The organism is Collinsella aerofaciens (assembly GCF_015670745.1).
GTDB classification, from domain to species: Bacteria; Actinomycetota; Coriobacteriia; order Coriobacteriales; family Coriobacteriaceae; genus Collinsella; species Collinsella aerofaciens_T.
This window is the reverse complement of the sequence record NZ_JADPCH010000016.1, coordinates 19,257-40,040: the sequence shown is the minus strand read 5'-3', so window position 1 is coordinate 40,040 and position 20,784 is coordinate 19,257. Positions and strand designations below refer to the sequence as shown.

The window sequence follows — 20,784 nt, the reverse complement described above, 5'->3', positions numbered from 1 at the left end:
CCCCATGAAGTTGCGGTGGAATAGGGACTGTTTTGGCGTCTGGAACCCCCAATTAGTCCCTATTTCACCGCAACTTAAAAAGGGGCGCTGACCGGGATAGTCAGCGCCCCTTTTGTTGGATGGGTTAGCCTCCGAGATATGCCTTACGCACGTTATCGTCGTGCAGCAGCTCTTGGCCCGTGCCGGTCATGGTAATCTTGCCGGTCTCGAGCACGTAGCCGCGCGTGGCGATCGAGAGCGCCATTTGCGCGTTCTGCTCGACCAGAAGCACCGTGGTGCCGGCCTTGTGCAGGTCCTCGACAATCTGGAAGATCTGCTCAATCAGAATCGGCGCCAGGCCCATGGAAGGCTCGTCGAGCATGAGCAGTTTGGGGTTGCTCATAAGGGCGCGGCCCATAACGAGCATCTGCTGCTCGCCGCCCGAAAGGGTGCCGGCGACCTGGCGACGGCGCTCCTTCAGGCGCGGGAACTGCTCGTAGACGCGCTCAAGGCCCGGAGCAACCGTGGACTTGGGCTGCGTGTAGGCGCCCATCTCCAGGTTCTCCTCGACCGTCATCTGCAAAAAGGCGCGACGGCCCTCGGGCACCTGGGCCAGGCCCTTACCAACCAGCTTATCGGCGGGCGTATGAGTAATGTCCTCGCCCATAAACTTGATGGAGCCGGTCTTGGAGCGCAGCAGGCCCGAGACGGTCTTGAGCGTTGTGGACTTGCCGGCACCGTTCGCACCGATCAGAGCCACGATCTCGCCCTCGTTGACGTTAAAGGAGATGTCCTTGATGGCGTGGATGGCGCCGTACCAGACGTTGATGTTGTAGACGGAAAGCATCGGCTCTGCCATTTAGTTCTCCCCCTTATCCTGCTTGCCCAGATATGCCTCGATAACGGCGTCGTTGTTCTGGATTTCCTCTGCCGTGCCCTTGGCGATGACCTTACCAAAGTTGAGCACGCAGATACCCTCGCAAATATTCATGACGAGCGACATGTCGTGCTCGATAAGCATGATGGCGATACCAAAGGTGTCGCGAATCTTAACGATGTTCTCCATGAGTTCCGCGGTCTCGGACGGGTTCATGCCGGCGGCAGGCTCGTCGAGCAGCAGCAGTTTGGGGTTGGTGGCAAGCGCGCGGACGATCTCCAGACGACGCTGAGCGCCGTAAGGCAGCGATCCGGCCTGCTCGTTTGCCAGATGCTCCATATCAAAGATGGACAGCAGCTCCATGGCGCGCTCGTGGGCGGCCTTCTCGTGCTTCCAATACGTCGGCAGGCGCAGCACGCCCTCAAAGCCGGAGTAACGCTCCTGGTTATGCAGACCGACCTTAACGTTATCCTCCACCGTCATGGTGTTGAACAGGCGAATGTTCTGGAAGGTACGGGCAATACCCATGCGGTTGACCTGATAGACCGACTTGCCCGAGGTATCCTCTCCGTCGAGCAGGATGGTGCCGTGCGTGGGCTGATACACCTTGGTGAGCAGGTTGAAGACCGTGGTCTTACCGGCACCGTTGGGGCCGATCAGACCGGCGATCTCGGTCTTGCCGATAGTCAGGCTAAAGTCGTCGACTGCCTTAAGGCCACCGAACTCAATGCCCAGGTGGATGCACTCGAGTGCAGGGCGCTCGCCCAGGTCACGATCGGGAACGATGGCGCCAGAAGGATACGGGACCATCTTGCCCTTCTTGAACTCAAATTTACTGGGCATCGGCTGCTACCTCCTTCTTGGAAGCAAAGCGATCCTTAATGCGTGCGAAGAACGCCTTGAGCTGCGGGTTGTTGGTAAAGATCATGACCAGGATCAGCACGATAGCGTAAATGAGCATACGGTAGTCCGAGAACTGACGGAGCAGCTCGGGAAGCACCGTGAGCAGCGCCGCCGCGATGACGGAGCCGCGCATATTGCCCAGACCGCCCAGGACCACGAACACCAGAATGAGGATGGACGTGTTGAAGTCGAACTTGGTGGCGGAGAGCTGCGAGAAGTTACCGCCGAAGAGGGCTCCGGCAGCACCGGCGAGGGCAGCGGAAACCACGAAGGCGATCATGCGGTACTCGGTGACGGAGATGCCTACGGACTCGGCTGCAATCTTGTTATCGCGCACGGCCATAATGGCACGGCCGGTACGGCTGCGAACCAGGTTGAGCACGATCACGAGTGCGACCATGACCAGGATGGCACCGGCGAGGAAGGTCGAGTACGTCGACACGCCCGAGGCGCCCTGGGCGCCCTTGATGATGGCGGTGCCGTCCTCGAGCAGGTGCAGGTCGTCGATCGTAGAGTTGCCCGTGATGTTAAAGATCACGTGCAGGCCGCGGGAGTCGACGCCCACAATGAGGCAGGTGACGATCTCTTTGATGATCTCGCCAAAAGCCAGGGTCACGATGGCCAGATAGTCGCCGCTCAGGCGCAGGACCGGGATACCAATCAAGAAGCCCAAGATGGCAGCGGCGATAGCGCCGACCACAATGCTGATGATCAGGCGCACCGGATCGGAGGGAACGGCGCTCTCCAGCGCGACAGCGGTAACGATGCCCGTATAGGCGCCGACGCTCATAAAGCCCGCGTGGCCCAGCGACAAGTCGCCCGCGATGCCGACGACGAGGTTAAGGGAGATGGCCATGACGATATAGGCCGTGATGGGAACCAGCTGACCGGCGATCATGCGCGGAATCATGTGGTTAGACTGCATAAAGAACACGATGGCGAACGCCACAAGGCACATGGCGTACGTAACAAAGTCGTGACGCGTCTGCTTGTCTTTAAGAAACTTCATACCGCTCACCTACACCTTCTCGGGGACGTACTTGCCCAAGAGGCCGGCAGGCTTGACGAGCAGGACGATGATCAGAACACCAAAGACGATGGAGTTGGCAAGACTCGTGGAAATGTAGGCCTGCGCCATCGCCTCGATGATGCCGATGAGAATGCCACCGACAAAGGCGCCGGGGATGGAGCCGATGCCACCGAAGACGGCGGCGTCGAAGGCCTTGATGCCAGGCATGGCACCCGTCGTAGGCTGCAGCACCGGCGAGTAGGAGCACAGGAGCACGCCGGCGATGGCGGCAAGCGCCGAGCCAATAGCGAACGTCATCGAGATGGTGCGGTTGACGTTGATGCCCATGAGCTGAGCGGCGGCCTTGTCCTCGGACACGGCGCGCATGGCCTTGCCCATCTTGGTCTTACCTGTAAAGAACATCAGGCCGGCCATGATAACCAGGCAGGCGACGATGGTGACGAGTGAGACGGCGCTTACGTTGAACTTGGCCAAGAACTCCGGCACCTGGAAGGTGACGAGCGAAGTGAAGTTCTTGGGCGTGGCGCCCCACAGAAGCTGCGCGGCGTTCTGCAGGAAGTAAGACACGCCGATAGCCGTGATTAGAACGGCCAGCGGACCCGCCTGACGCAGCGGCTTATAGGCCAGACCCTCAATGAGAACACCGAGAACGGTACAGGCCACACAAGAGAGAACTACAGATGCCCAGCCCGGGAGGCCGAGATACGACGTGGCGCAGAACGAGACATAGGCACCGACCATGATGACGTCGCCGTGAGCAAAGTTGAGCATCTTGGCGATACCGTAGACCATGGTGTAGCCCAACGCGATGATGGCGTAGACGCTGCCCATGGACAGGCCGTTGACCAGGTATTGGATAAAGACCGTCATGTTCCACATCCCCCTTTCGAATAGGTTTCCAGTTGATGTATGAAACAGGGACGTTACATCGTCCCTAGATACCAAGCAAGCAGGGAAGGCCAAAACCTCCCCTGCTTGGAATCAAAACCGCTCTATGTAAGGCGGCCAATTAGGCCTGTACGTACTTGCCGTCGGTGATGACGTAAGCCGTGGGCTCCTTCTGGACCTGGCCCTTATCATTCCAGGTGAGCTTGCCGGTCAGACCGTCAACGGTAATCTTGAGCATAGCCTTGGACAGCTTCTCGGCGGCCTCGGTCGGATCGGCGTCGACTCCAAGACCGGCCTCCTTGAGGGCCTCGGCCACCGCGTGCACGCCGTCGTAGGCGTCGGCGGCAAACTGGTCGGGGGTATCGCCGTACTTATCCTTGTAAGCGTTGACGAAGTCGGCGTTCTTCTCGTCGTCGGCAGAGAACGGGGTCATGAGCAGCAGACCCTCGGCAAGAGAGGTATCGAAGCCCTCAACGCCCAGGATGCCGTCCATGCCGTCGCAGCCCATCATCTTGACGTCGTAGCCCATGTCCTTGGCGTTCTTGAGCAGGACGGACGCCGGCGTGTAGTAGATCGGCGCAAAGATCATGGTGGCGCCGGCCTGCTTGGCCTTGGTCAGCTGGTTGGTAAAGCTCGTGGCGGAGTCGTCCTTAAAGGTCTCCTCGTCGACAATCTCGAGCTTGGACTCAGCGGCCTGGGCCTTAAAGGAATCTGCGATGCCCGAAGAATAGGCGTCGCCGGAGTTATAGAACAGCACGAACTTCTCGTCCGCATACTTCTGCGCCAGGAACTTGGCAGCGTTGACACCCTGGTTGGGGTCGGTGAAGCAAACCTGGAAGACGCAATCCTTGCCGTCGGTGACGTCCTCGGAGGATGCGGACGGGGTGATCATGAACGTCTTGGGGTCGTTACCGCACTCGGCGGCAACGGCAACCGACGCACCCGTGGTGGTCGGACCGACGAGGGCCTGCATGCCCCAGTCGAGCAGGGTGTTGAAGGCGTTGACGGCCTTCTCGCCATCGGCCTGGTCGTCCTCGGCCTTGCTGGCAAGCGGCAGCTCCTTGGTCGAGAAATCCTTGCAGCCAAGCTCGACGCCCTGGGTAACGGACTTGCCGTAGGACGCGTTGGCGCCGGTCAGCGGGCCGATGGTGCCGATCTTAAACGAAGCGTCGCCCGAAGCGGAACCACTGTCGCCGCCGTTGGAGGAGCAGCCAGCTAGAATGGACATCGCCCCCAGACCTGCTGCGCTCGCGATAACGCTCCTGCGATTCATAACAGGGTTCAATGACTTACCGGTGAGGCTCGACATGCGGCTCTCCTCTCAAATCTCGTCGGGTTTCGGTTGCCCGACAGGCCATCCTTCGCCGTGTTCGGCGTTCGCAAAATAGTAGACGCTTTAGTTGAGAAAAGTGGTGATTATTTCAACTTTTCTTTTGTTTTGTTGATTTATCCATAATTCTGCGTATTTCTATTGTTTTATGCAGTTTAGCCACTTTATTATGTAAAAGTAATGTTTCCATTCTGTTACAGGCGTCCCTGCCCTGAATAAAACAGCCTCACCGGTCGCGCTTTATGCGCACTTAGGCGGCGATGTACTTGCCGCCCTGAATCACATAGGCCGTGGCGGGCTTTTCGACCTGGCCCTCGTCGTTCCACGTGAGCTCGCCTGTCAGGCCCTCGATCTTGATCTTGCGCATGGCCTTGGCAAGGTCGCCGGCAATGTCGGCACCGTCGGCCGAAATGTCAATCCCCGCCCTATCGATAGCCTCGGCGATGGCGTGGACGCAATCGTAAGCGTCGGCGGCAAACTGGTTGGGCGTCTCGTCGTAGGCATCCTTATAGGCCTTGACGAAGTCGGCATTCTTCTCATCGTCAGCCGAAAACGGGGTCATGAGCATATCGTCGGCGATCTCGCCCGAGACGGCGACGGCGGCACCAGTCGTGACGGGGCCGACGAGCGCCTGCATGCCCCAGTCGCACAGGGCAAACCTTATGGTGCAAACGTTGACAGTTTGTTACGGAAGTTCGTTTGTAGCAAGCGTGTTTCCAATGTTTCCGCAGCGTTTCGGGGGTGCCGTTTTGTGCTGCTCCCGCTGCCAGGCAAGCACGCGCCCGCACTTCACGCTAGAATGCACTCAACCTTTAAGCGGTTAATCCATCCATAAGATGCACGAAGGAGCTATCTATGAGCGAACCCCTGCGCACCGTGAACGTCGGCCTCATCGGTCTGGGAACCGTCGGCGGCGGCGTGGCCCGTCTGATCAAAAGCCACCACGATGAGTACCTGGCCGCCTACGGCATCGACCTTAAGCTGACCCGCGCCTGCGCGCTTGCCCGGGAGCAGGCCGAAGCCGCCGGTATTGAGCGCGAGGCCTTTACGAGCGACTGGCACGACGTCGTCACCGACCCCGCCGTCGATATCGTCGTCGAGCTCATCGGCGGCGAGCACCCCGCGACCGAAATCTTCACCACCGCCTTCGAGAACGGCAAGCATGTCGTCTCTGCCAACAAGGCCCTGCTGGGCCGTCATGTCGAGACGCTCGCCGAGAAGGCGCGCGCGTGCGGCGTGCAGATTAAGTGCGAGGCCAGCTGCGGCGGTGGCATCCCCATTGTCAGCACGCTCGAGCACGACCTGGTGGGCAACAAGATCCTGACCATCGCTGGCATTCTCAACGGCACCACCAACTACATCCTGTCGCGCATGGACGCCGAGGGCGCCGATTACGCTGACGTGCTCGCCGACGCCCAGGCAAAGGGCTATGCCGAGGCCGACCCGTCCGCCGACGTCGACGGCTTCGACGCCGCCAGCAAGGCGGCAATCCTCGCTTCCATCGGCTTTGGCACCCGCGTGACCACCGACGATGTCTACCAGCAGGGTATCCGTACCATCGGCGCCGAGGACATTGCCCAGGCCCGCGAGCTCGGCTACACCATCAAGCTGCTGGGGATCGCACGCAACACCGACGCCGGCGTCGACGTCCGCGTGCATCCCACGCTCATCCCGGCAGACCATATGCTCGCCAAGGTCAACGGCGCCATGAACGCCGTCTACGTGGTGGGTGACGCCGTGGGCGAAACCATGTTCTACGGTGCCGGCGCAGGCTCCTTCCCCACCGCGAGCGCCGTCGTGGGCGATATCCTGTCGCTCTCCGAGCAGATCAGCCGCGGCGTGGCTCCGCTGCCCGAGATTGAGCCCTATGGTCACAACCTCGCCTTTAAGCCCATGGACGAGCTCCAGACTAAGTACTATGTGCGCCTGAAGGTCGCCGACCGCGTGGGTGCCCTGTCCGAGACGGTCGACATCTTTGCCAAGCACAACATCTCGATCTCGCTCATCAACCAGGTCGAGGACGGCAAGTCGGGCGCCAGCGATACTTGCTCGGTCATCTTCCTGACGCACCGCGCGCTCGAGAAGGACGTCCAGGCTGCCACCGCCGAGCTTGCCGGCGTCGACTGCGTAGCCGAGGTCGCCAACGTCCTGCGCATCGAGGACGTTGAGGCCTGGACCGAAGGCGTCATGGCCAACTAGTTCGGTTTACACCCCACAACGCATTTGCTCGAAGGGCTCCCGTCCGATGTGGGATGGGAGCCTTTTTGTCTCCTGCCCTAAGCACAACGACAGGGCACATTTGCGCGAGCCGCTCATCGGTAACGCGGGCTACCGTTCACCGATATGCAAACACGGCCGATTCCGGTTACGGCTACGCTGTGCTGCGAATGTCCGCCCGCGATGAGAGGAAATACCATGTTGCTCGAGGGCAAGAAAGCAATCATCACCGGAGGCACGCGCGGTATCGGCTATGCCATCGCCTGCCGTTTTATCGAGGAGGGCGCCTCCGTCACTGTCTTTGGCTCGCGTCAAGAGACCGCCGATGCGGCCGTTGAGAAGCTGACAGCCGCCTATCCCGACGCCAAGGTCTGGGGCCGCTCCTGCGACCTCACCTCACTCGAAGCCGTGACCGAGGCCTTTACCCAGGCTGCATCCGACATGGGCGGCTTGGACACGGTCGTCAACAATGCCGGCATCTCCCAGCGCTCACCCCTTTTGGACTACACGGCCGAGGAGTTCGCTAAGGTTATGGACCTCAACGTCGTCGCCGTCTTTAATGGCCACCAGGCTGCCGCCAAGATCATGACCGAGGCCGGCCACGGCGGCACCATCACCACCACGAGCTCGATGGTCGCTAAGTACGGTCAGCCCTCCGGCGTCGGCTACCCCACGTCCAAGTTCGCCGTCAACGGCATGGTCCAGTCGCTCTCGCGCGAGCTCGCCCCCGTGGGCATTCGCGTCAATGCCGTTGCACCCGGCGTAACCAAAACCGATATGGTCGCCAACCTGCCCGAAGAGGTTATTAAGCCCATCGTCGCCACCATTCCGCTGGGTCGCATGGGCGAGCCCGAGGATGTCGCCAACGCCTTTGTTTTCCTGGCGAGCGACATGTCCTCCTACGTCACGGGCGCCGTGCTCCCCGTCGACGGAGCCGCCCGCTCTTAAGGGACCACAAGCCTCAGCTCCCAGCCTCAACATAGTCCAACAAAGAAGGCGCGCCGTCTGCATCAACTGCAGGCAGCGCGCCTTCTTCTGTTTGAAAGGGAAGCTGTGTCCCGGAATTCCGACTCAGACCGGGACGCAGCTTCCCTCAGGGCCATGTTTCGGAAAGAGTGCCCCGTTTTGAACGCCGATTCTGGGATACCGTTTCCGCAACGGGTCTCTCGCGGAAACTGCATCCCACTCTGAGCGCCCATTCCGGGACACAGTTTCCCAACGGCCCCCGTTTCGGAAACCACATCCCGTTCCGAGCCTTCAAAGCGGGACGCGGCTTCCCCGAGAGAGTATCGACTACTTGCCGTCGTCGTCCTCGGCTTCTTCTCTTGCATAGAGCTCCAACATGCGGCGGCGGTATTCGCGCACGGCGAGCTTGGCGCGCTCCAGGCGGCGACGCTCGCGCGGGGTCAGCTCGGACGGGTCGACCTCATCACCATAGGTCTTATCGGCAAGAAGATGCGCCGCGTCCACGATGCGGGCATCGATGTGGCCGCTCGCCGCCTCGGCGGAAAGACGCTCGGCAATCGTATCGAGCGTAGGCAAGCCCTCGAATACGCGACCATGGCCATGCGAAGTCAGCAGCTCGTGCTCACGTGCGAGCAGGCTCGCCAAATCGTGATGGGCGCGCAGGATGTCGAGCGCATCGGATGGATGCTCGGCAACTTCTGCCACGGCGGCGACCGGCGCAGCATCCACCACGCGGTAGAAGAGCTGCGCGAGCAATGGCATCAAGAACACCGTGATGGCGCCGGCGGCAACCATAACCGACGCGATGTCTTGCGACAGCGCGCCCGCGTTGACGGCAACGCTTGTCACGGCAACGATGATCGGCAGGGCCGTGGTGCAGTACAGGGCCACGGTAATGCGACCATACGCCGACACATCGCGCGTCGCAGGACAAATGCTCATAGAAATAAGTATGGGCACGGCACGAATAATCAACAACGCCACGATAAAGCCCACGAGCAGACCCGGGCGCGACGCCACGGCCGTCAGGTCGATCTTTGCGCCCGATACGGTAAAGAACACCGGAATCAAAAAGCCGTAGGCCAGGCCGTCGAGCTTGGTCTCGAGCGTATGGTTGCCCTCGGGGATGATGTAGCGCAAGACAAAGCCGGCGGCAAAAGAACCCAACACAATGTCGAGATCAAAGACGGCCGAGAACGCCACGAGTGTAACCAGGATGAGCACCGTCAGGCGCACGAAGGTCTGCGACGTGGTATCGGCGCGTTCCTCGACAAACGCAAAGAAGCGGCTGCCGACACGCTTGGAGCGGCTTGGGACCACAGCCAGCAACACGCAAACCACCGCAAACAAGCCAAGGATTACGAGCGTTTGGATGCCAGTGCGGGCAGACAGCAGCACCGACATGGCGAGCACAGGGCCGAGCTCACCCCAGGTGCCATACGCGAGAATCGAGTCGCCCACACGCGTGCCAGTGAGCGAGCGCTCACGCATGATGGGCACGAGCGTGCCGAGCGCCGTCGAAGTGAGGGCAAGCGTCACGGCGATACCGTCGAAATGACTGACCGAGAACCACGGGGTAAAGCGCACGGCAAGCCAGGCGATACCAAACGTGACGGCCCACGTCGCCAAGCCGTAGCGCCCCTCGACGCCCGTGATGCTCTTGGGGTCGATCTCAAAGCCGGCAAGCAGGAACAAAAAGGCCAGGCCCAGCTCGGACACAAGCGAGACCTCAGCATCTACATGGATGACGCCGAGCATATGGGGTCCCAGCACCGCGCCGAGCACGAGCAAAAAGACCGTCTCGGGAACGGGTTTTCCGGGAATCGCCGAGGCGATAAAAGGACTCGCAAAGGCCACGAGTGCGATGATGGCGAGCGAAACGAATGCCATGTGATGCCTTTCTCTTGTTTGCGCTTCACTGTAGCACCCTCGCCGTCCTCAACGCGCCGCGAGCTGTCGTATCATAGTGAGGTTTACAAACATGTGGCTCAAGGCGACCGCAGGGCAGACCCCGCAAACCGACCGCTGCCGCATACCGTACCGTACGCCCAACCGATCAGGAAGGCAGGAACCAATGGTCTCTCGTATCTACGTGGAGAAGAAACCCGGGTTCGACGTCGAGGCTCAGCAGCTCAAGGGCGAGCTGACCGAAATTCTCGGCATCAAGGGCATCGAGGCCCTGAGGATCATCAACCGCTACGACGTCGAGGGCATCGACGAGGAGCTTTTCCGCTCCTGCGTGCCGACCGTCTTTAGCGAGCCCCAGGTCGATGTGACCTACGACGAGCTCCCCGCAAGCGATGGCGCCGTCTTTGCCGTCGAATTCCTGCCTGGCCAGTTTGACCAGCGCGCCGACTCCGCCAGCGAGTGCGTGCAGCTCATCAGCCAGGGCGAGCGCCCCGCCGTGCGCTCCGCCAAGGTCTATATGATCTCGGGCGCTCTGGACGAAGCCGCCATCGATGCCATCAAGCGCTACGTGGTGAACCCCGTCGAGGCGCGCATCGCCTCGCTCGACCTGCCCGAGACGCTGTACATGGAGACCCCCGAGCCCCAGCCCGTCGAGGTGCTCGACGGCTTCCGCGAGCTCGACGAGGCCGGCCTTGCCGCCTTTATTTCCGAGCGCGGCCTTGCCATGGACGAGGCGGACATCGCCTTCTGCCAGCAGTACTTCCGCGATGAGGACCGCGACCCCACCATCACCGAGATCCGCGTGATCGACACCTATTGGTCCGACCACTGCCGCCACACCACCTTCGGCACCGTCCTGGATGACGTGACGATCGACGACGCCGTGGTGCAGCAGGCCTTCGACCGCTACATGGAGATGCGCCACGAACTCGGCCGCGACGCCAAGCCCGTCTGCCTCATGGACATGGGCACCATCGGCGCTAAGTACCTTAAGAAGACCGGCGTAATGACCGATGTCGATGAGTCCGAGGAGATCAACGCCTGCACCGTCAAGGTGAAGGTCGATGTCGATGGCGAGGACCAGGACTGGCTGTTCCTCTTTAAGAACGAGACCCACAACCACCCGACCGAGATCGAGCCCTTCGGCGGTGCCGCCACCTGCGTGGGCGGCGCTATCCGTGACCCGCTCTCGGGCCGCAGCTATGTGTATCAGGCCATGCGCGTCACCGGCGCCGGCGACCCCACCGTCCCCGTGTCCGAGACGCTCGAGGGCAAGCTGCCGCAGCGTAAGCTCGTGACCACTGCTGCCGCCGGCTACTCCAGCTACGGCAACCAGATCGGCCTTGCCACCGGTCAGGTCAACGAACTCTATCACCCCGGCTACGTCGCCAAGCGCATGGAGGTCGGCGCCGTCGTGGGCGCTACCCCGGCAAACCACGTGCGTCGCGAGTGCCCCGCCCCCACCGACAAGATCATCCTGTTGGGCGGCCGCACCGGCCGTGACGGCATCGGCGGTGCCACCGGCTCCTCCAAGACCCAGAACACCGAGTCCATCGAGACATCGGGCGCCGAGGTCCAGAAGGGCAACGCCCCGGTCGAGCGCAAGCTGCAGCGCCTGTTCCGCCGCGGCGATGCCTGCCGTCTGATCAAGCGCTGCAACGACTTTGGCGCCGGCGGTGTCTCGGTCGCCGTAGGCGAGCTTGCCGACGGCCTGTATGTCGACCTTGATACCGTGACCAAGAAGTACGACGGCCTGGACGGCACCGAGCTCGCTATCTCCGAGTCCCAGGAGCGCATGGCCTGCGCCGTCGCCGATGGTGACGTCGAAGAGTTCATGGGCTACGCTGCCGAGGAGAACCTGGAGGCGACCGTTATCGCCGAGGTTACCGCCGAGCCGCGCATGCGCATGGCCTGGAACGGCGTCGCCATCGTCGACCTATCCCGCGAGTTCCTCAACTCCAACGGTGCACCCAAGCACCAGGTCGCCCACGTGTGCGCCCGTAGCGTGTGGCAGCCCAGCTGGGCCGGCACCACGCTTGCCGAGCGTATGACCTCGCTGGTCACCGACCTCAACGTCGCCTCCAACAAGGGCCTTTCCGAGCGCTTCGACTCCACCATCGGTGCCGCGACCGTACTCATGCCCTTTGGCGGCAAGACCCAGCTCACCCCGAGCTCTGCCATGGTCGCCAAGTTCCCCGTGGACGGCGAGACCACCACGGCGAGCGCCATGGCATGGGGCTTCAACCCCTACCTGATGGAGGCCGACCAGTTTGCGGGCGCCTACCTGTCCGTGGTCGAGTCCATCGCCAAGCTCGTGGCTGCCGGCTTTGAGCACAAGCGCGCCTATCTCTCCTTCCAGGAATACTTCGAGCGTCTGCGCACCGAGGCCGAGCGCTGGGGCAAGCCCACGGCAGCCGTCCTGGGCGCTCTCATGGCCCAGGTCGACCTGGGTGCCGGCGCCATCGGTGGCAAGGATTCCATGAGCGGCTCGTTTGAGGACGAGGCCGGCGAGCTCAACGTTCCGCCGACTCTGATCAGCTTCGCTGTGGCCGTGGGCCGCGCGGCGCGCGCCGTCTCCCCTGAGTTCAAGGGTCTGACGCACCGCGTCGTCCGCATCGCCCCCGCCACCTACGGCGAGGATTACCGCCCCGACGCCCAGCAGCTGCTCGCCGCGTTTGACGCCGTCGAGGCGCTCACCGCCAACGGCAACGCCCTGGCCATCTCCACGCCCGGCTACGGCTGCGGCGCCGAGAGCCTCTTTAAAATGTGCGTCGGCAACCAGATCGGTATCGAGCTTGCCGAGGATGTGGACGTGGAGAGCCTCTTCACCCCGCTCTACGGTAGCTTTATCGTCGAGCTCGCCGATGACGCCGAGCTGCCCGAGGTCGCCGACGGCGTTGTCGTCGAGCCCCTGGGCACCACCGTCGAGGGTTATGTCATCGACACCGGCTCCGAGGTCATCGAGCTCGCCGAGCTCCAGGAGGCCTGGGAGAGCGGCATCGAGGGCGTCTTCGCCTACCGCAGCGCCGGCGAGACCCCCGAGGTCGAGACCATCGACTTCCGCGCCAAGGATATCCACGTGTACGGCGGCGCCAAGATCGCCCGCCCGCGCGTGATCATCCCCGTGTTCCCCGGCAACAACTGCGAGTACGACAGCGCCCGCGCCTTCCGTGCCGCCGGTGCCGAGGCCGACACCTTCGTGATCAACAACCTCACGCCCGAGGCCGTCGCCGAGAGCACCCACGAGCTCGCCCGCCGTATTCGCCAGAGCCAGATCGTCATGATCCCCGGCGGCTTCTCGGGCGGCGACGAGCCCGATGGCTCCGCCAAGTTCATCACGGCGTTCTTCCGCGCTCCCGAGGTCACCGAGGCAGTCCGCGACCTGCTCAAGGCCCGCGATGGCCTGATGCTGGGCATCTGCAACGGCTTCCAGGCCCTGATCAAGCTCGGCCTGGTGCCCTACGGCGACATCGTCGATGCCACGCCCGATGCGCCCACGTTGACGTTCAACACCATCGGTCGCCATCAGAGCCGCCTGGTGCGCACCCGCATCTCGTCCAACCTGTCCCCGTGGCTGTCGCAGTGCAGCCTGGACGACCCCTACACCGTCGCCATCAGCCACGGCGAGGGCCGCTTTGTCGCCAATGACGAAGTGCTCGCCCAGCTGATCGCCAACGGCCAGGTCGCCACGCAGTACGTGGGCGAGAACGGCAAGCCCAGCATGGATCTCTCCGTCAACCCCAACGGCTCCGCACTCGCCATCGAGGGCATCACGAGCCCCGACGGCCGCGTCCTGGGCAAGATGGGCCATGCCGAGCGTCGCGGCGACAACCTGTACCGTAACGTGCCCGAGCATGTCCCCGGCGATAAGTTCATGCCGATCTTTGAGAGCGGCGTGGCCTACTTCGCTTAAACCTTTCCCATCAGGTACAATCCCTTCGGGTAACAACACCCGCCACCGACACATCCGGTGGCGGGTTCTTTTTTACTTCGCGCATGTAGGAAGGACATCATGGAAAGCCGCAAGCCGTATCTCGCCACCCTGCCCGGACTCGTCCTGGGCTGCCTCGTCTGCTGTGCGCTCTGGGGGTCGGCTTTCCCCTGCATCAAGATCGGTTACGAGCTCTTTGGCATCCCCGCGCACGATAGCGCCTCGCAACTGCTCTTTGCAGGTTTGCGCTTCACGCTTGCCGGTATCCTGGTTATCGCCGGTATGAGTGCGGCCCAGCGCCGCCCGCTCGTCCCACAGGTACGCGATATCAAGCCCATCTTTATCTTGTCGCTCTTTCAGACCATCGGTCAGTACTTCTTTTTCTATCTGGGCCTCTCGCGCGCCAGCGCCATGTCGAGCTCCATCATCGAGGCCAGCGCCAACTTCCTAGCCATCCTCTTTGCCGCCCTGGCGTTTCGCACCGAAAAGCTCGATGCGGCCAAAGTGCTCGGCTGCGTACTGGGCTTTGCCGGTGTCGCGCTCGTCAACCTTTCGGGCGCGGATGGCACCTTTGGCTTTACGCTCGACGGCGAGGGATTTATCTTGGCCTCCACTGTTGCGGGCGCCCTGTCGACCTGCCTCATTGGCATCTTCTCGCGCGAGCATGACGGCGTCTTGCTCGCCGGCTGGCAGTTTTTAGTCGGTGGCGTGGTCCTTACCGCCATCGGGTTTTTGATGGGCGGCACGTTGTCCCCCACCGAAATCGCCCCCGCCATCGCGCTCATCATCTACATGGCGCTTATCTCCGCGGTCGCCTACTCGCTGTGGTCCCGCCTGCTCGCCGTCAACCCCGTCAGCCGCGTGTCGGTCTTTGGCTTTATGAACCCGGTCTTTGGCGTGCTGTTGAGCGCACTGCTGCTCGGCGAGGGCGCTGGCACGAGCCCCGTTACCGTCATCGTTGCCCTGTTGTTGGTCTGCGGCGGCATCATCATCGTCAACAAACCCAAAAAAGCCTAGCAAGCTCGCCTTTTTAGGGAGGGCGTTCGCACACTTTAGCTTAATGGAATACATCGATGAGCTGAGGGCCGCCACGCACGCAAGCGTGCGACCCTTTTCCTAGCGTATCTGGACGCCGGCCTTCTTTTTCTCGGCCTTGACGCGGTAGAGCTCCGCGTCGGCAGCGCGAAGCAAGTCTTGCCAGGTATCGACGCCGTCACCGACCCGTGCGTAGCCGATGGACATCCGCAACAGATACGGCACCTCGGCGCGCGCGAGCTCGTCGTTGATTGCCGCGCACAGACGTATGATGTCCTGTTCCGCCGCTGCCTTTTGGAGCACCACGAACTCATCGCCACCATAACGCGCGATAAAGCCACCAGACGCCGAGCAGACCTCTTTGAGCGCAGCGGATATTACCTGAAGAGCATGGTCACCCTCCACATGTCCATAGCGATCGTTAATCTGCTTAAAGCCGTCAGCGTCCATCATAAGCAGATATACATCTTCGGCCTGATCCACATTTGAGAAGAGCGACAGCATATAGGTCTCAAAACGGTTGCGATTGTTGAGGCCAGTCAACGGGTCGGTCGAGATGAGCTGCTCCTGGCAGATGATATAGAGCAGCAACATGCTAATCATTATGCCGACACAAAGGCCAGGCACCGAGTATACGATCTGAAAGGTACCGCCCACCAGAGCGGGAACCGCAAAAAAGGCGAGGGTGCGATAAATGGCCTTCTTTTGCAGGCTTTCGACTTTTCGAGCCTGAATAAAGGCATGCAAGGACGTATATATGACGTAGCAGTAGCTAACGATAGGCTGAATCATATAAAGCGCTCCGCGACGATACACGCCCCGCGCATCGATATAGAACATAGCGTGCGTCCAGTAGCTGGTAAATGCCAGCACGACCACCAGAGCCGTAGGCAACGTTACAAGCACCACCCTATAGCGCGAGGTCACAAGGCGAGAGCCCTGCATCGTCTCGGAATAGATAAACCAAATGAGACACGCGATGGCAAAGAGCGAAAACGAAACCGCGTTGGAAATCCAGTTGGCCGTGATGCCTACAGAAGTGCTCACGCCGTCCGAGAGCATCCAGATCATATCGAAGAAAATGTAGGCAGCAGACGTGTAGCCCAGCATGCTAAACAAAAGCTGCTGGGTGCTCGAGAACAGGGAGCGACGGCTTCGTACGGCAAGTCCGATAAGAATAATCATGCATAGCAGGAATATCTCAATCTTGAGTGCCTTAACCACTAGACGCCATCCCTTCAATATCCGAATGGTCAGAATCGCCCAATTCGAATCAGGGCAATAAACACCCCTTTACTCCGCAGGGGTAAAGGGAATCATAGCAAAGCGCCCGAACATCACTGCAAAACAGTTTCTGTTCGGGCGCTCGGACGGCGCGAATTGCACGCCGGAATCAATTATCGGTAACGGCCGTTACTCGCCATCGATGTCGGTCGCGACGGCCTCCTCGATGGCCTCGACACCGGCAGGCGACAGGTCCTCCTTGCCCTGGCAGAACTTCTTGTCGACCCAGCCGGTCAGAATCGGAGCCATGATTGCCGTGATGATAACGGCAGTGGCGATCTGGGCGTACGCGGTGGACGCAAGCTCGGCGTAGCGCGGCGCGACCTCGGCGAGAGCAACCGGCGTGGTCATAGCCGTGCCGGCGATGGTGGAACAAGCCACGGCAGCCTTGCCGTTACCACCGCACAGGCGCTCGAACGCAAAGGTGATGGGACCGACGACAAACAGCGTGACAAGGCCCAGCAAGATGCCGGAAATACCACCGGCGATGAAGCTCGACAGGCTCATGGACGCACCGAGCTGAAAACCAATTACAGCGATCGCGGGATTGGCGCCGGGAACCAGCAGGTTCTTGATAAACGGGAACAGGTTGCCCAGAACCATGCCGATAACGAGCGGCAAAATGGAGCCGATGATAGTACCGACAGGGATGTTGGCAAGACCCGAAACACCAAGGATGATCATCGTGACGGCGGGGCCGGCCGTAAAGAACAGGATACCGACGGCGCCCTGCTCGGACTCATCGCCGAACTCGCCCATGATGCCCGTATAGAGCGCCATGTTGCAAAACGTAATGCCGCCGATGATAGACACGGAGCTCAGACCCAGGAAGTTGTCGTTAAAGAAATATGCCACGCCTAGGCCGAGAGCCGCTGCGACGACCAGCTTGGGAATCAGCACGACGATGCCGGTCTTGATGGCGCCCGGCGTGGACTTAAAGCTGATGCCGGCGCCCACGAACAGCAAGATCGCGGCAACGATGGTGTTGGAGCCGCCGCGGCAGGCAGCCGTAAAGAAGCCGCCGACCTCAAAGACCTGCGGGCAGAAGGTATTGAGCAAAAGGCCGACGATCATCGGATAGATCATGATGTCGCCCGGGATACGCGGGACCTTGAATTTCTTTTGCTCGTTGGCGGTCGCTTCCTGTGCCATGAAACCCCCATTTCCGCTGACGCAGAACAAAAGCCCACGTCACGCTTTGCTACAGTAAAGTTTGACCATGGTACCAGAAGAAGCAGACCGCCTCGGTGAGAAATTCGATTCGTTAAGCTGGGACGATAACGCGTCCTGCTCCTATACGAGGCTCAAAACGATATAGAACACGATGCCCGAAACGCAGCACCACAACATCGACTTTGTCTTGATTGCCACCGCCACGACGCCGGTGGCCGCAATCCAGGGAACCAAGGCAGGCCAGAGTCCCGCGTCGAACGCGCCGGGGCTCACCAAGTCGTTGGCGACCAGCGCGGCAAAGGCAGCGGGCGGGATATAGCCCAGGGCCTCGGTAATGCGGGGCGACAGGGTCCGCCCGCGCAAGGCGAACGCCGGCGCGATGCGAAAGAACGCGATAGCAGCCCACGACGACAGCCACAGAACCAAGAACTCGTTAGCGGGCATCGCGGGCACCTCTTCCGTCAAATACAGCATCGCACGCCAGCGCAATGGCAATGCCGACCACGACGCTTGCCGGCACGGCAATATTCGCGAGGCCCAAGAACTTGCATACGGCGACGGACACCGCGCCCGAAACCGCCGCGACAACGTTGCCGCGCGACAGCCGCTGCGAAAAGAGCAGGCAGATAAAGAGCGAGGTGCAGACAAAGGCTGCAATGGCGGTGGGAACATCGACAACGGCGCCGACGATGGCGCCCATCGTACACGAAACGCCCCATGTTGCGATGAGGATCACGTTGAGCACAAAGGACTCGCGCGGGCCCCAATCCTCCCCTTCAACCAACTTGGCAAGCGAGATGCCATACGCCTCCTCGGTAAGTGTCGCGGCAACAGCCAGCGTCTGACGCTTCGAGGCACCCCTCAGATGCGGTGCGATCGATGCCGAGTAAAGCGCAAAACGCGAGGAGATGGCGGCAACGCTCGCGACGATCGATGCTGCAGGCACACCCGCCAGCCACAGGTTGCAGATCATAAACTGGCCGCTGCCCGTCACAAACGTACTGCTTAGAGCAAAGACCATCCAGGGCTCCATTCCCGTCTGCCCCATGATCATTCCGCACGGCGCGCCTATTGCAACATAGGTAAGCATCACTGGCCAGACGGTTCTAACGATTTTGAGCACCATACGTTTCTCATCCTGACAAGGTCTCCGAGCCGCATGTAGCGACACGGCAGAATCATCATCCGGCAGCAACCGAGTTCACCTACAATTGCCACCGGATCGAAAGACACAACTTTTTAGGAAGTCATTATGACAGCTATCGATCGAGACCGGGCGCGCGCGGCCTTCAAAAGCTACACCGATGCCTACGACGCCACCAACCCACGCATCGCGCTCAAAATCGAGCATACGTACCACGTGGCCGAGGCATGCGATGCCGTAGCGCGCGAGCAGGGCTGGTCGTCAGAAGATATTGACCTGGCATGGCTTTGCGGCCTGCTACACGATATGGGCCGCTTTGAGCAGCTGCGACGCTGGGACACCTTTAAGGACGCCGAGAGCATGAGCCATGCGGCGCTGGGCATCGAGGTCCTCTTTGGCGAGAATCCCGCCGATGCACCCGCCGTAACGAGCATTCGCGACTTTATCGATGACCCGGCAGAAGATGAGCTCATCCGAGCGAGCATTGCCTATCACAGCGATTTCCGTCTACCCGCGCAGCTCGACGAGCGCACGCGGAGCTTCTGCGATATCGTGCGCGATGGTGACAAGATCGACATTATGCGCACCATCGCCGACAGCACCGTCGACACCATCCTTAAAGTGGATGAGGACGCGTTTCTAGCAAGTCGCTTTTCGGTACCGACGCTTGCCGCCTTTGACGAGCATCGGTGCGTCGCGCGCGACGAGCGCAACGAGCCGGCGGACTACCTGGTGGGGCTTATCTGCTTTATGTTTGAGCTCGTCTATCCGGCAAGCCGCGCGCTGGCGCGCGAGCAGGGCGATATCTACCGCCTGCTCGACGCACCCTTTGGCATTGTGCGCCCCTTTACCGATCCCGCCACGCAGGCAACCTGGAGCCGTCTAAAGGACGAGATGCGCGACTGGCTGGCGCGCGCCTAGCGCTCAAGCTGGGCCAGCAGCTCCTCGACAACCTCGACGGCGTCCCCAACAACCTTGTACTGGGCAGCACCAAAAATGGGGGCATCTGGGTCCTCGTTGATGGCGACAACGCACTCCGCCCCACCGATGCCGGCGAGATGCTGGATGGCACCCGAGACACCGATGCTCACGAGGAGCTTGGGCGAGACCGATACACCCGTCTGGCCAATCTGATGGCGATACTCCAACCAGCCGGCCTCCACGACAGGTCGCGTGCAGCCGAGCTCGGCTCCCAGGGCCTCGGCGAGCCTTCGCATCAGCGGCAGGTTTTTCTTGGAACCAATGCCGCGACCCACCACGACCAGGCGCTCGGCATTGGCGATCGAGGGCTGCTGTCCCCACTCCTCGGCGGGAATCGAGATCTCGACACGAGCCTTAGCATCATCCGCAAGCGATATCTGGGTGATCGTGCCAGAGCGGCCGTAGTCGAAGTCGGGAGCCTTAAAGATACCGGGGCGCACCGTTGCCATCTGCGGACGGTGGTTGGGGCAAATGATGGTGGCCATCAGGTTGCCGCCAAACGCCGGACGCGTCTGTTGCAGCAGTCCCGTCTCTGTATCCATCGAAAGTACGGTGCAGTCAGCCGTAAGGCCCGTCTGCAAACGCACGGCAACGCCGGGTGCCAGTTCGCGACCAAAAGCGGTCGCACCGTATAGGATGGCCTCGGGTTTGCGTTCGGCTACCAAATCGCAGATCAAGCGGGCGTAGACCTCCGCATCGTTTTGGCGCAGGCGCTCGTCGCGACAGGCCAGGACTTCGTCGGCGCCCGCGCAAACCAGATGCTCCAGGTCCCCGAGCGAGCCCTCGGGGCTCATGCCGACCAGTGCCACCAGACGGCAGCCGCGAGCATCGGCAAGCTCGCGCCCCTTGCCCATAAGCTCATAGGCAACGGGAGTCACCGTATCGCGCTCGTCGGTCTGCGCGAATACCCAAATGTCTCGATATGCATCAAGGTCCACCGCACCAGCAGCCTCGTCACGCTCGATCGAGATAGCGTTGACAGGGCAGGCGTCGACACACCCACCGCATAGGATGCAGCCGTCGGTTACATGGGCGCATCGGTTGGGTCGCTCGCCTTCCACTACGATGCCGCCCGAGGCACAGGCACGAACGCAGCGACCGCAGCCGATACAGGTTTCGCTATCGATAATCAGTCAGC

Annotated in this window: 17 protein-coding genes; 5 read left to right on the top strand and 12 right to left on the bottom strand. The window is 61.3% G+C overall.

Annotation, left to right across the window (positions count from 1 at the left end; all coding sequences use genetic code 11):
- Positions 1 to 124: 124 nt before the first annotated feature.
- The 6 genes from I4W07_RS06855 to I4W07_RS06830 all read right to left on the bottom strand — a co-directional run bounded on the left by I4W07_RS06855 (position 125) and on the right by I4W07_RS06830 (position 5,644).
- Positions 125 to 838, bottom strand: a complete 714-nt coding sequence (locus I4W07_RS06855) for an ABC transporter ATP-binding protein (protein ID WP_006234438.1) — start codon at positions 836 to 838, stop codon at positions 125 to 127.
- On the bottom strand, positions 839 to 1,699 hold the full coding sequence (locus I4W07_RS06850; protein ID WP_055310550.1) for an ABC transporter ATP-binding protein: 861 nt from the start codon (positions 1,697 to 1,699) through the stop codon (positions 839 to 841).
- A complete protein-coding gene (locus tag I4W07_RS06845; RefSeq protein WP_118405310.1) occupies positions 1,689 to 2,768 on the bottom strand; it encodes a branched-chain amino acid ABC transporter permease in 1,080 nt (359 codons plus the stop codon). Before I4W07_RS06845 ends, I4W07_RS06850 begins: the two co-directional genes overlap by 11 nt.
- A 9-nt stretch (positions 2,769 to 2,777) precedes the next feature.
- A complete protein-coding gene (locus I4W07_RS06840; protein ID WP_022095035.1) occupies positions 2,778 to 3,659 on the bottom strand; it encodes a branched-chain amino acid ABC transporter permease in 882 nt (293 codons plus the stop codon).
- 139 nt (positions 3,660 to 3,798) lie between these two features.
- A complete protein-coding gene (locus I4W07_RS06835; protein WP_117758807.1) occupies positions 3,799 to 4,986 on the bottom strand; it encodes an ABC transporter substrate-binding protein in 1,188 nt (395 codons plus the stop codon).
- A gap of 271 nt (positions 4,987 to 5,257) precedes the next feature.
- Complete coding sequence (locus tag I4W07_RS06830) at positions 5,258 to 5,644, bottom strand: ABC transporter substrate-binding protein (protein ID WP_230317532.1); 387 nt, start codon at positions 5,642 to 5,644, stop codon at positions 5,258 to 5,260.
- Between the two features lie 218 nt (positions 5,645 to 5,862).
- Here I4W07_RS06830 and I4W07_RS06825 point away from each other — a divergent pair, with 218 nt between their 5' ends.
- Complete coding sequence (locus tag I4W07_RS06825; RefSeq protein ID WP_196026053.1) at positions 5,863 to 7,206, top strand: homoserine dehydrogenase; 1,344 nt, start codon at positions 5,863 to 5,865, stop codon at positions 7,204 to 7,206.
- A gap of 216 nt (positions 7,207 to 7,422) precedes the next feature.
- The gene (locus I4W07_RS06820; RefSeq protein WP_196026052.1) at positions 7,423 to 8,172 is read left to right on the top strand and encodes an SDR family NAD(P)-dependent oxidoreductase; all 750 of its coding nucleotides are present in this window, start codon (positions 7,423 to 7,425) and stop codon (positions 8,170 to 8,172) included.
- Between the two features lie 345 nt (positions 8,173 to 8,517).
- Here the strand turns inward: I4W07_RS06820 and I4W07_RS06815 are convergent, their stop codons facing one another.
- Positions 8,518 to 10,080 (bottom strand): cation:proton antiporter domain-containing protein, encoded by a 1,563-nt coding sequence (locus tag I4W07_RS06815; RefSeq protein WP_196026051.1) that lies wholly within the window; start codon positions 10,078 to 10,080, stop codon positions 8,518 to 8,520.
- A gap of 184 nt (positions 10,081 to 10,264) precedes the next feature.
- Between I4W07_RS06815 and I4W07_RS06810 the strand changes: the two genes are divergently transcribed.
- Both I4W07_RS06810 and I4W07_RS06805 read left to right on the top strand, forming a co-directional pair.
- Positions 10,265 to 14,011, top strand: a complete 3,747-nt coding sequence (locus tag I4W07_RS06810; RefSeq protein ID WP_196026050.1) for a phosphoribosylformylglycinamidine synthase — start codon at positions 10,265 to 10,267, stop codon at positions 14,009 to 14,011.
- Between the two features lie 99 nt (positions 14,012 to 14,110).
- Positions 14,111 to 15,046 carry a DMT family transporter gene (locus tag I4W07_RS06805; protein WP_055287167.1) on the top strand — a complete coding sequence of 312 codons (936 nt, stop codon included), beginning with the start codon at positions 14,111 to 14,113 and terminating at the stop codon, positions 15,044 to 15,046.
- A gap of 99 nt (positions 15,047 to 15,145) precedes the next feature.
- Here I4W07_RS06805 and I4W07_RS09330 read toward each other — a convergent pair whose 3' ends face one another.
- The 4 genes from I4W07_RS09330 to I4W07_RS06785 all read right to left on the bottom strand — a co-directional run bounded on the left by I4W07_RS09330 (position 15,146) and on the right by I4W07_RS06785 (position 18,611).
- A complete protein-coding gene (locus tag I4W07_RS09330) occupies positions 15,146 to 16,288 on the bottom strand; it encodes a GGDEF domain-containing protein (RefSeq protein ID WP_196026049.1) in 1,143 nt (380 codons plus the stop codon).
- Positions 16,289 to 16,477: 189 nt separating this feature from the next.
- Positions 16,478 to 17,500 (bottom strand): 2-keto-3-deoxygluconate permease, encoded by a 1,023-nt coding sequence (locus tag I4W07_RS06795; RefSeq protein WP_196026048.1) that lies wholly within the window; start codon positions 17,498 to 17,500, stop codon positions 16,478 to 16,480.
- Positions 17,501 to 17,641: 141 nt separating this feature from the next.
- Positions 17,642 to 17,965, bottom strand: a complete 324-nt coding sequence (locus I4W07_RS06790; protein ID WP_196026047.1) for an AzlD domain-containing protein — start codon at positions 17,963 to 17,965, stop codon at positions 17,642 to 17,644.
- Entirely contained in the window at positions 17,955 to 18,611 is a 657-nt protein-coding gene (locus I4W07_RS06785; protein ID WP_161145017.1) for an AzlC family ABC transporter permease, read from the bottom strand. Before I4W07_RS06785 ends, I4W07_RS06790 begins: the two co-directional genes overlap by 11 nt.
- 162 nt (positions 18,612 to 18,773) lie before the next feature.
- On the opposite strand from I4W07_RS06785, the gene I4W07_RS06780 reads away from it, so the two are divergent.
- On the top strand, positions 18,774 to 19,586 hold the full coding sequence (locus I4W07_RS06780) for an HD domain-containing protein (RefSeq protein WP_196026046.1): 813 nt from the start codon (positions 18,774 to 18,776) through the stop codon (positions 19,584 to 19,586).
- Here I4W07_RS06780 and I4W07_RS06775 read toward each other — a convergent pair.
- Complete coding sequence (locus I4W07_RS06775) at positions 19,583 to 20,776, bottom strand: electron transfer flavoprotein subunit alpha (RefSeq protein WP_271739772.1); 1,194 nt, start codon at positions 20,774 to 20,776, stop codon at positions 19,583 to 19,585. The two genes, I4W07_RS06780 and I4W07_RS06775, sit on opposite strands and share 4 nt — an antisense overlap.
- Between the last annotated feature and the right edge of the window lie 8 nt (positions 20,777 to 20,784).

What these genes read in the sequence shown, in the direction of transcription:
- I4W07_RS06855 (WP_006234438.1), bottom strand. Translation starts at nt 838, where the DNA reads ATGGCAGAGCCGATGCTTTCCGTCTACAACATCAACGTCTGGTACGGC.
- I4W07_RS06850 (WP_055310550.1), bottom strand. Translation starts at nt 1,699, where the DNA reads ATGCCCAGTAAATTTGAGTTCAAGAAGGGCAAGATGGTCCCGTATCCT.
- I4W07_RS06845 (WP_118405310.1), bottom strand. Translation starts at nt 2,768, where the DNA reads ATGAAGTTTCTTAAAGACAAGCAGACGCGTCACGACTTTGTTACGTAC.
- I4W07_RS06840 (WP_022095035.1), bottom strand. Translation starts at nt 3,659, where the DNA reads ATGACGGTCTTTATCCAATACCTGGTCAACGGCCTGTCCATGGGCAGC.
- I4W07_RS06835 (WP_117758807.1), bottom strand. Translation starts at nt 4,986, where the DNA reads ATGTCGAGCCTCACCGGTAAGTCATTGAACCCTGTTATGAATCGCAGG.
- I4W07_RS06830 (WP_230317532.1), bottom strand. Translation starts at nt 5,644, where the DNA reads ATGCAGGCGCTCGTCGGCCCCGTCACGACTGGTGCCGCCGTCGCCGTC.
- I4W07_RS06825 (WP_196026053.1), top strand. Translation starts at nt 5,863, where the DNA reads ATGAGCGAACCCCTGCGCACCGTGAACGTCGGCCTCATCGGTCTGGGA.
- I4W07_RS06820 (WP_196026052.1), top strand. Translation starts at nt 7,423, where the DNA reads ATGTTGCTCGAGGGCAAGAAAGCAATCATCACCGGAGGCACGCGCGGT.
- I4W07_RS06815 (WP_196026051.1), bottom strand. Translation starts at nt 10,080, where the DNA reads ATGGCATTCGTTTCGCTCGCCATCATCGCACTCGTGGCCTTTGCGAGT.
- I4W07_RS06810 (WP_196026050.1), top strand. Translation starts at nt 10,265, where the DNA reads ATGGTCTCTCGTATCTACGTGGAGAAGAAACCCGGGTTCGACGTCGAG.
- I4W07_RS06805 (WP_055287167.1), top strand. Translation starts at nt 14,111, where the DNA reads ATGGAAAGCCGCAAGCCGTATCTCGCCACCCTGCCCGGACTCGTCCTG.
- I4W07_RS06795 (WP_196026048.1), bottom strand. Translation starts at nt 17,500, where the DNA reads ATGGCACAGGAAGCGACCGCCAACGAGCAAAAGAAATTCAAGGTCCCG.
- I4W07_RS06790 (WP_196026047.1), bottom strand. Translation starts at nt 17,965, where the DNA reads ATGCCCGCTAACGAGTTCTTGGTTCTGTGGCTGTCGTCGTGGGCTGCT.
- I4W07_RS06785 (WP_161145017.1), bottom strand. Translation starts at nt 18,611, where the DNA reads ATGCTTACCTATGTTGCAATAGGCGCGCCGTGCGGAATGATCATGGGG.
- I4W07_RS06780 (WP_196026046.1), top strand. Translation starts at nt 18,774, where the DNA reads ATGACAGCTATCGATCGAGACCGGGCGCGCGCGGCCTTCAAAAGCTAC.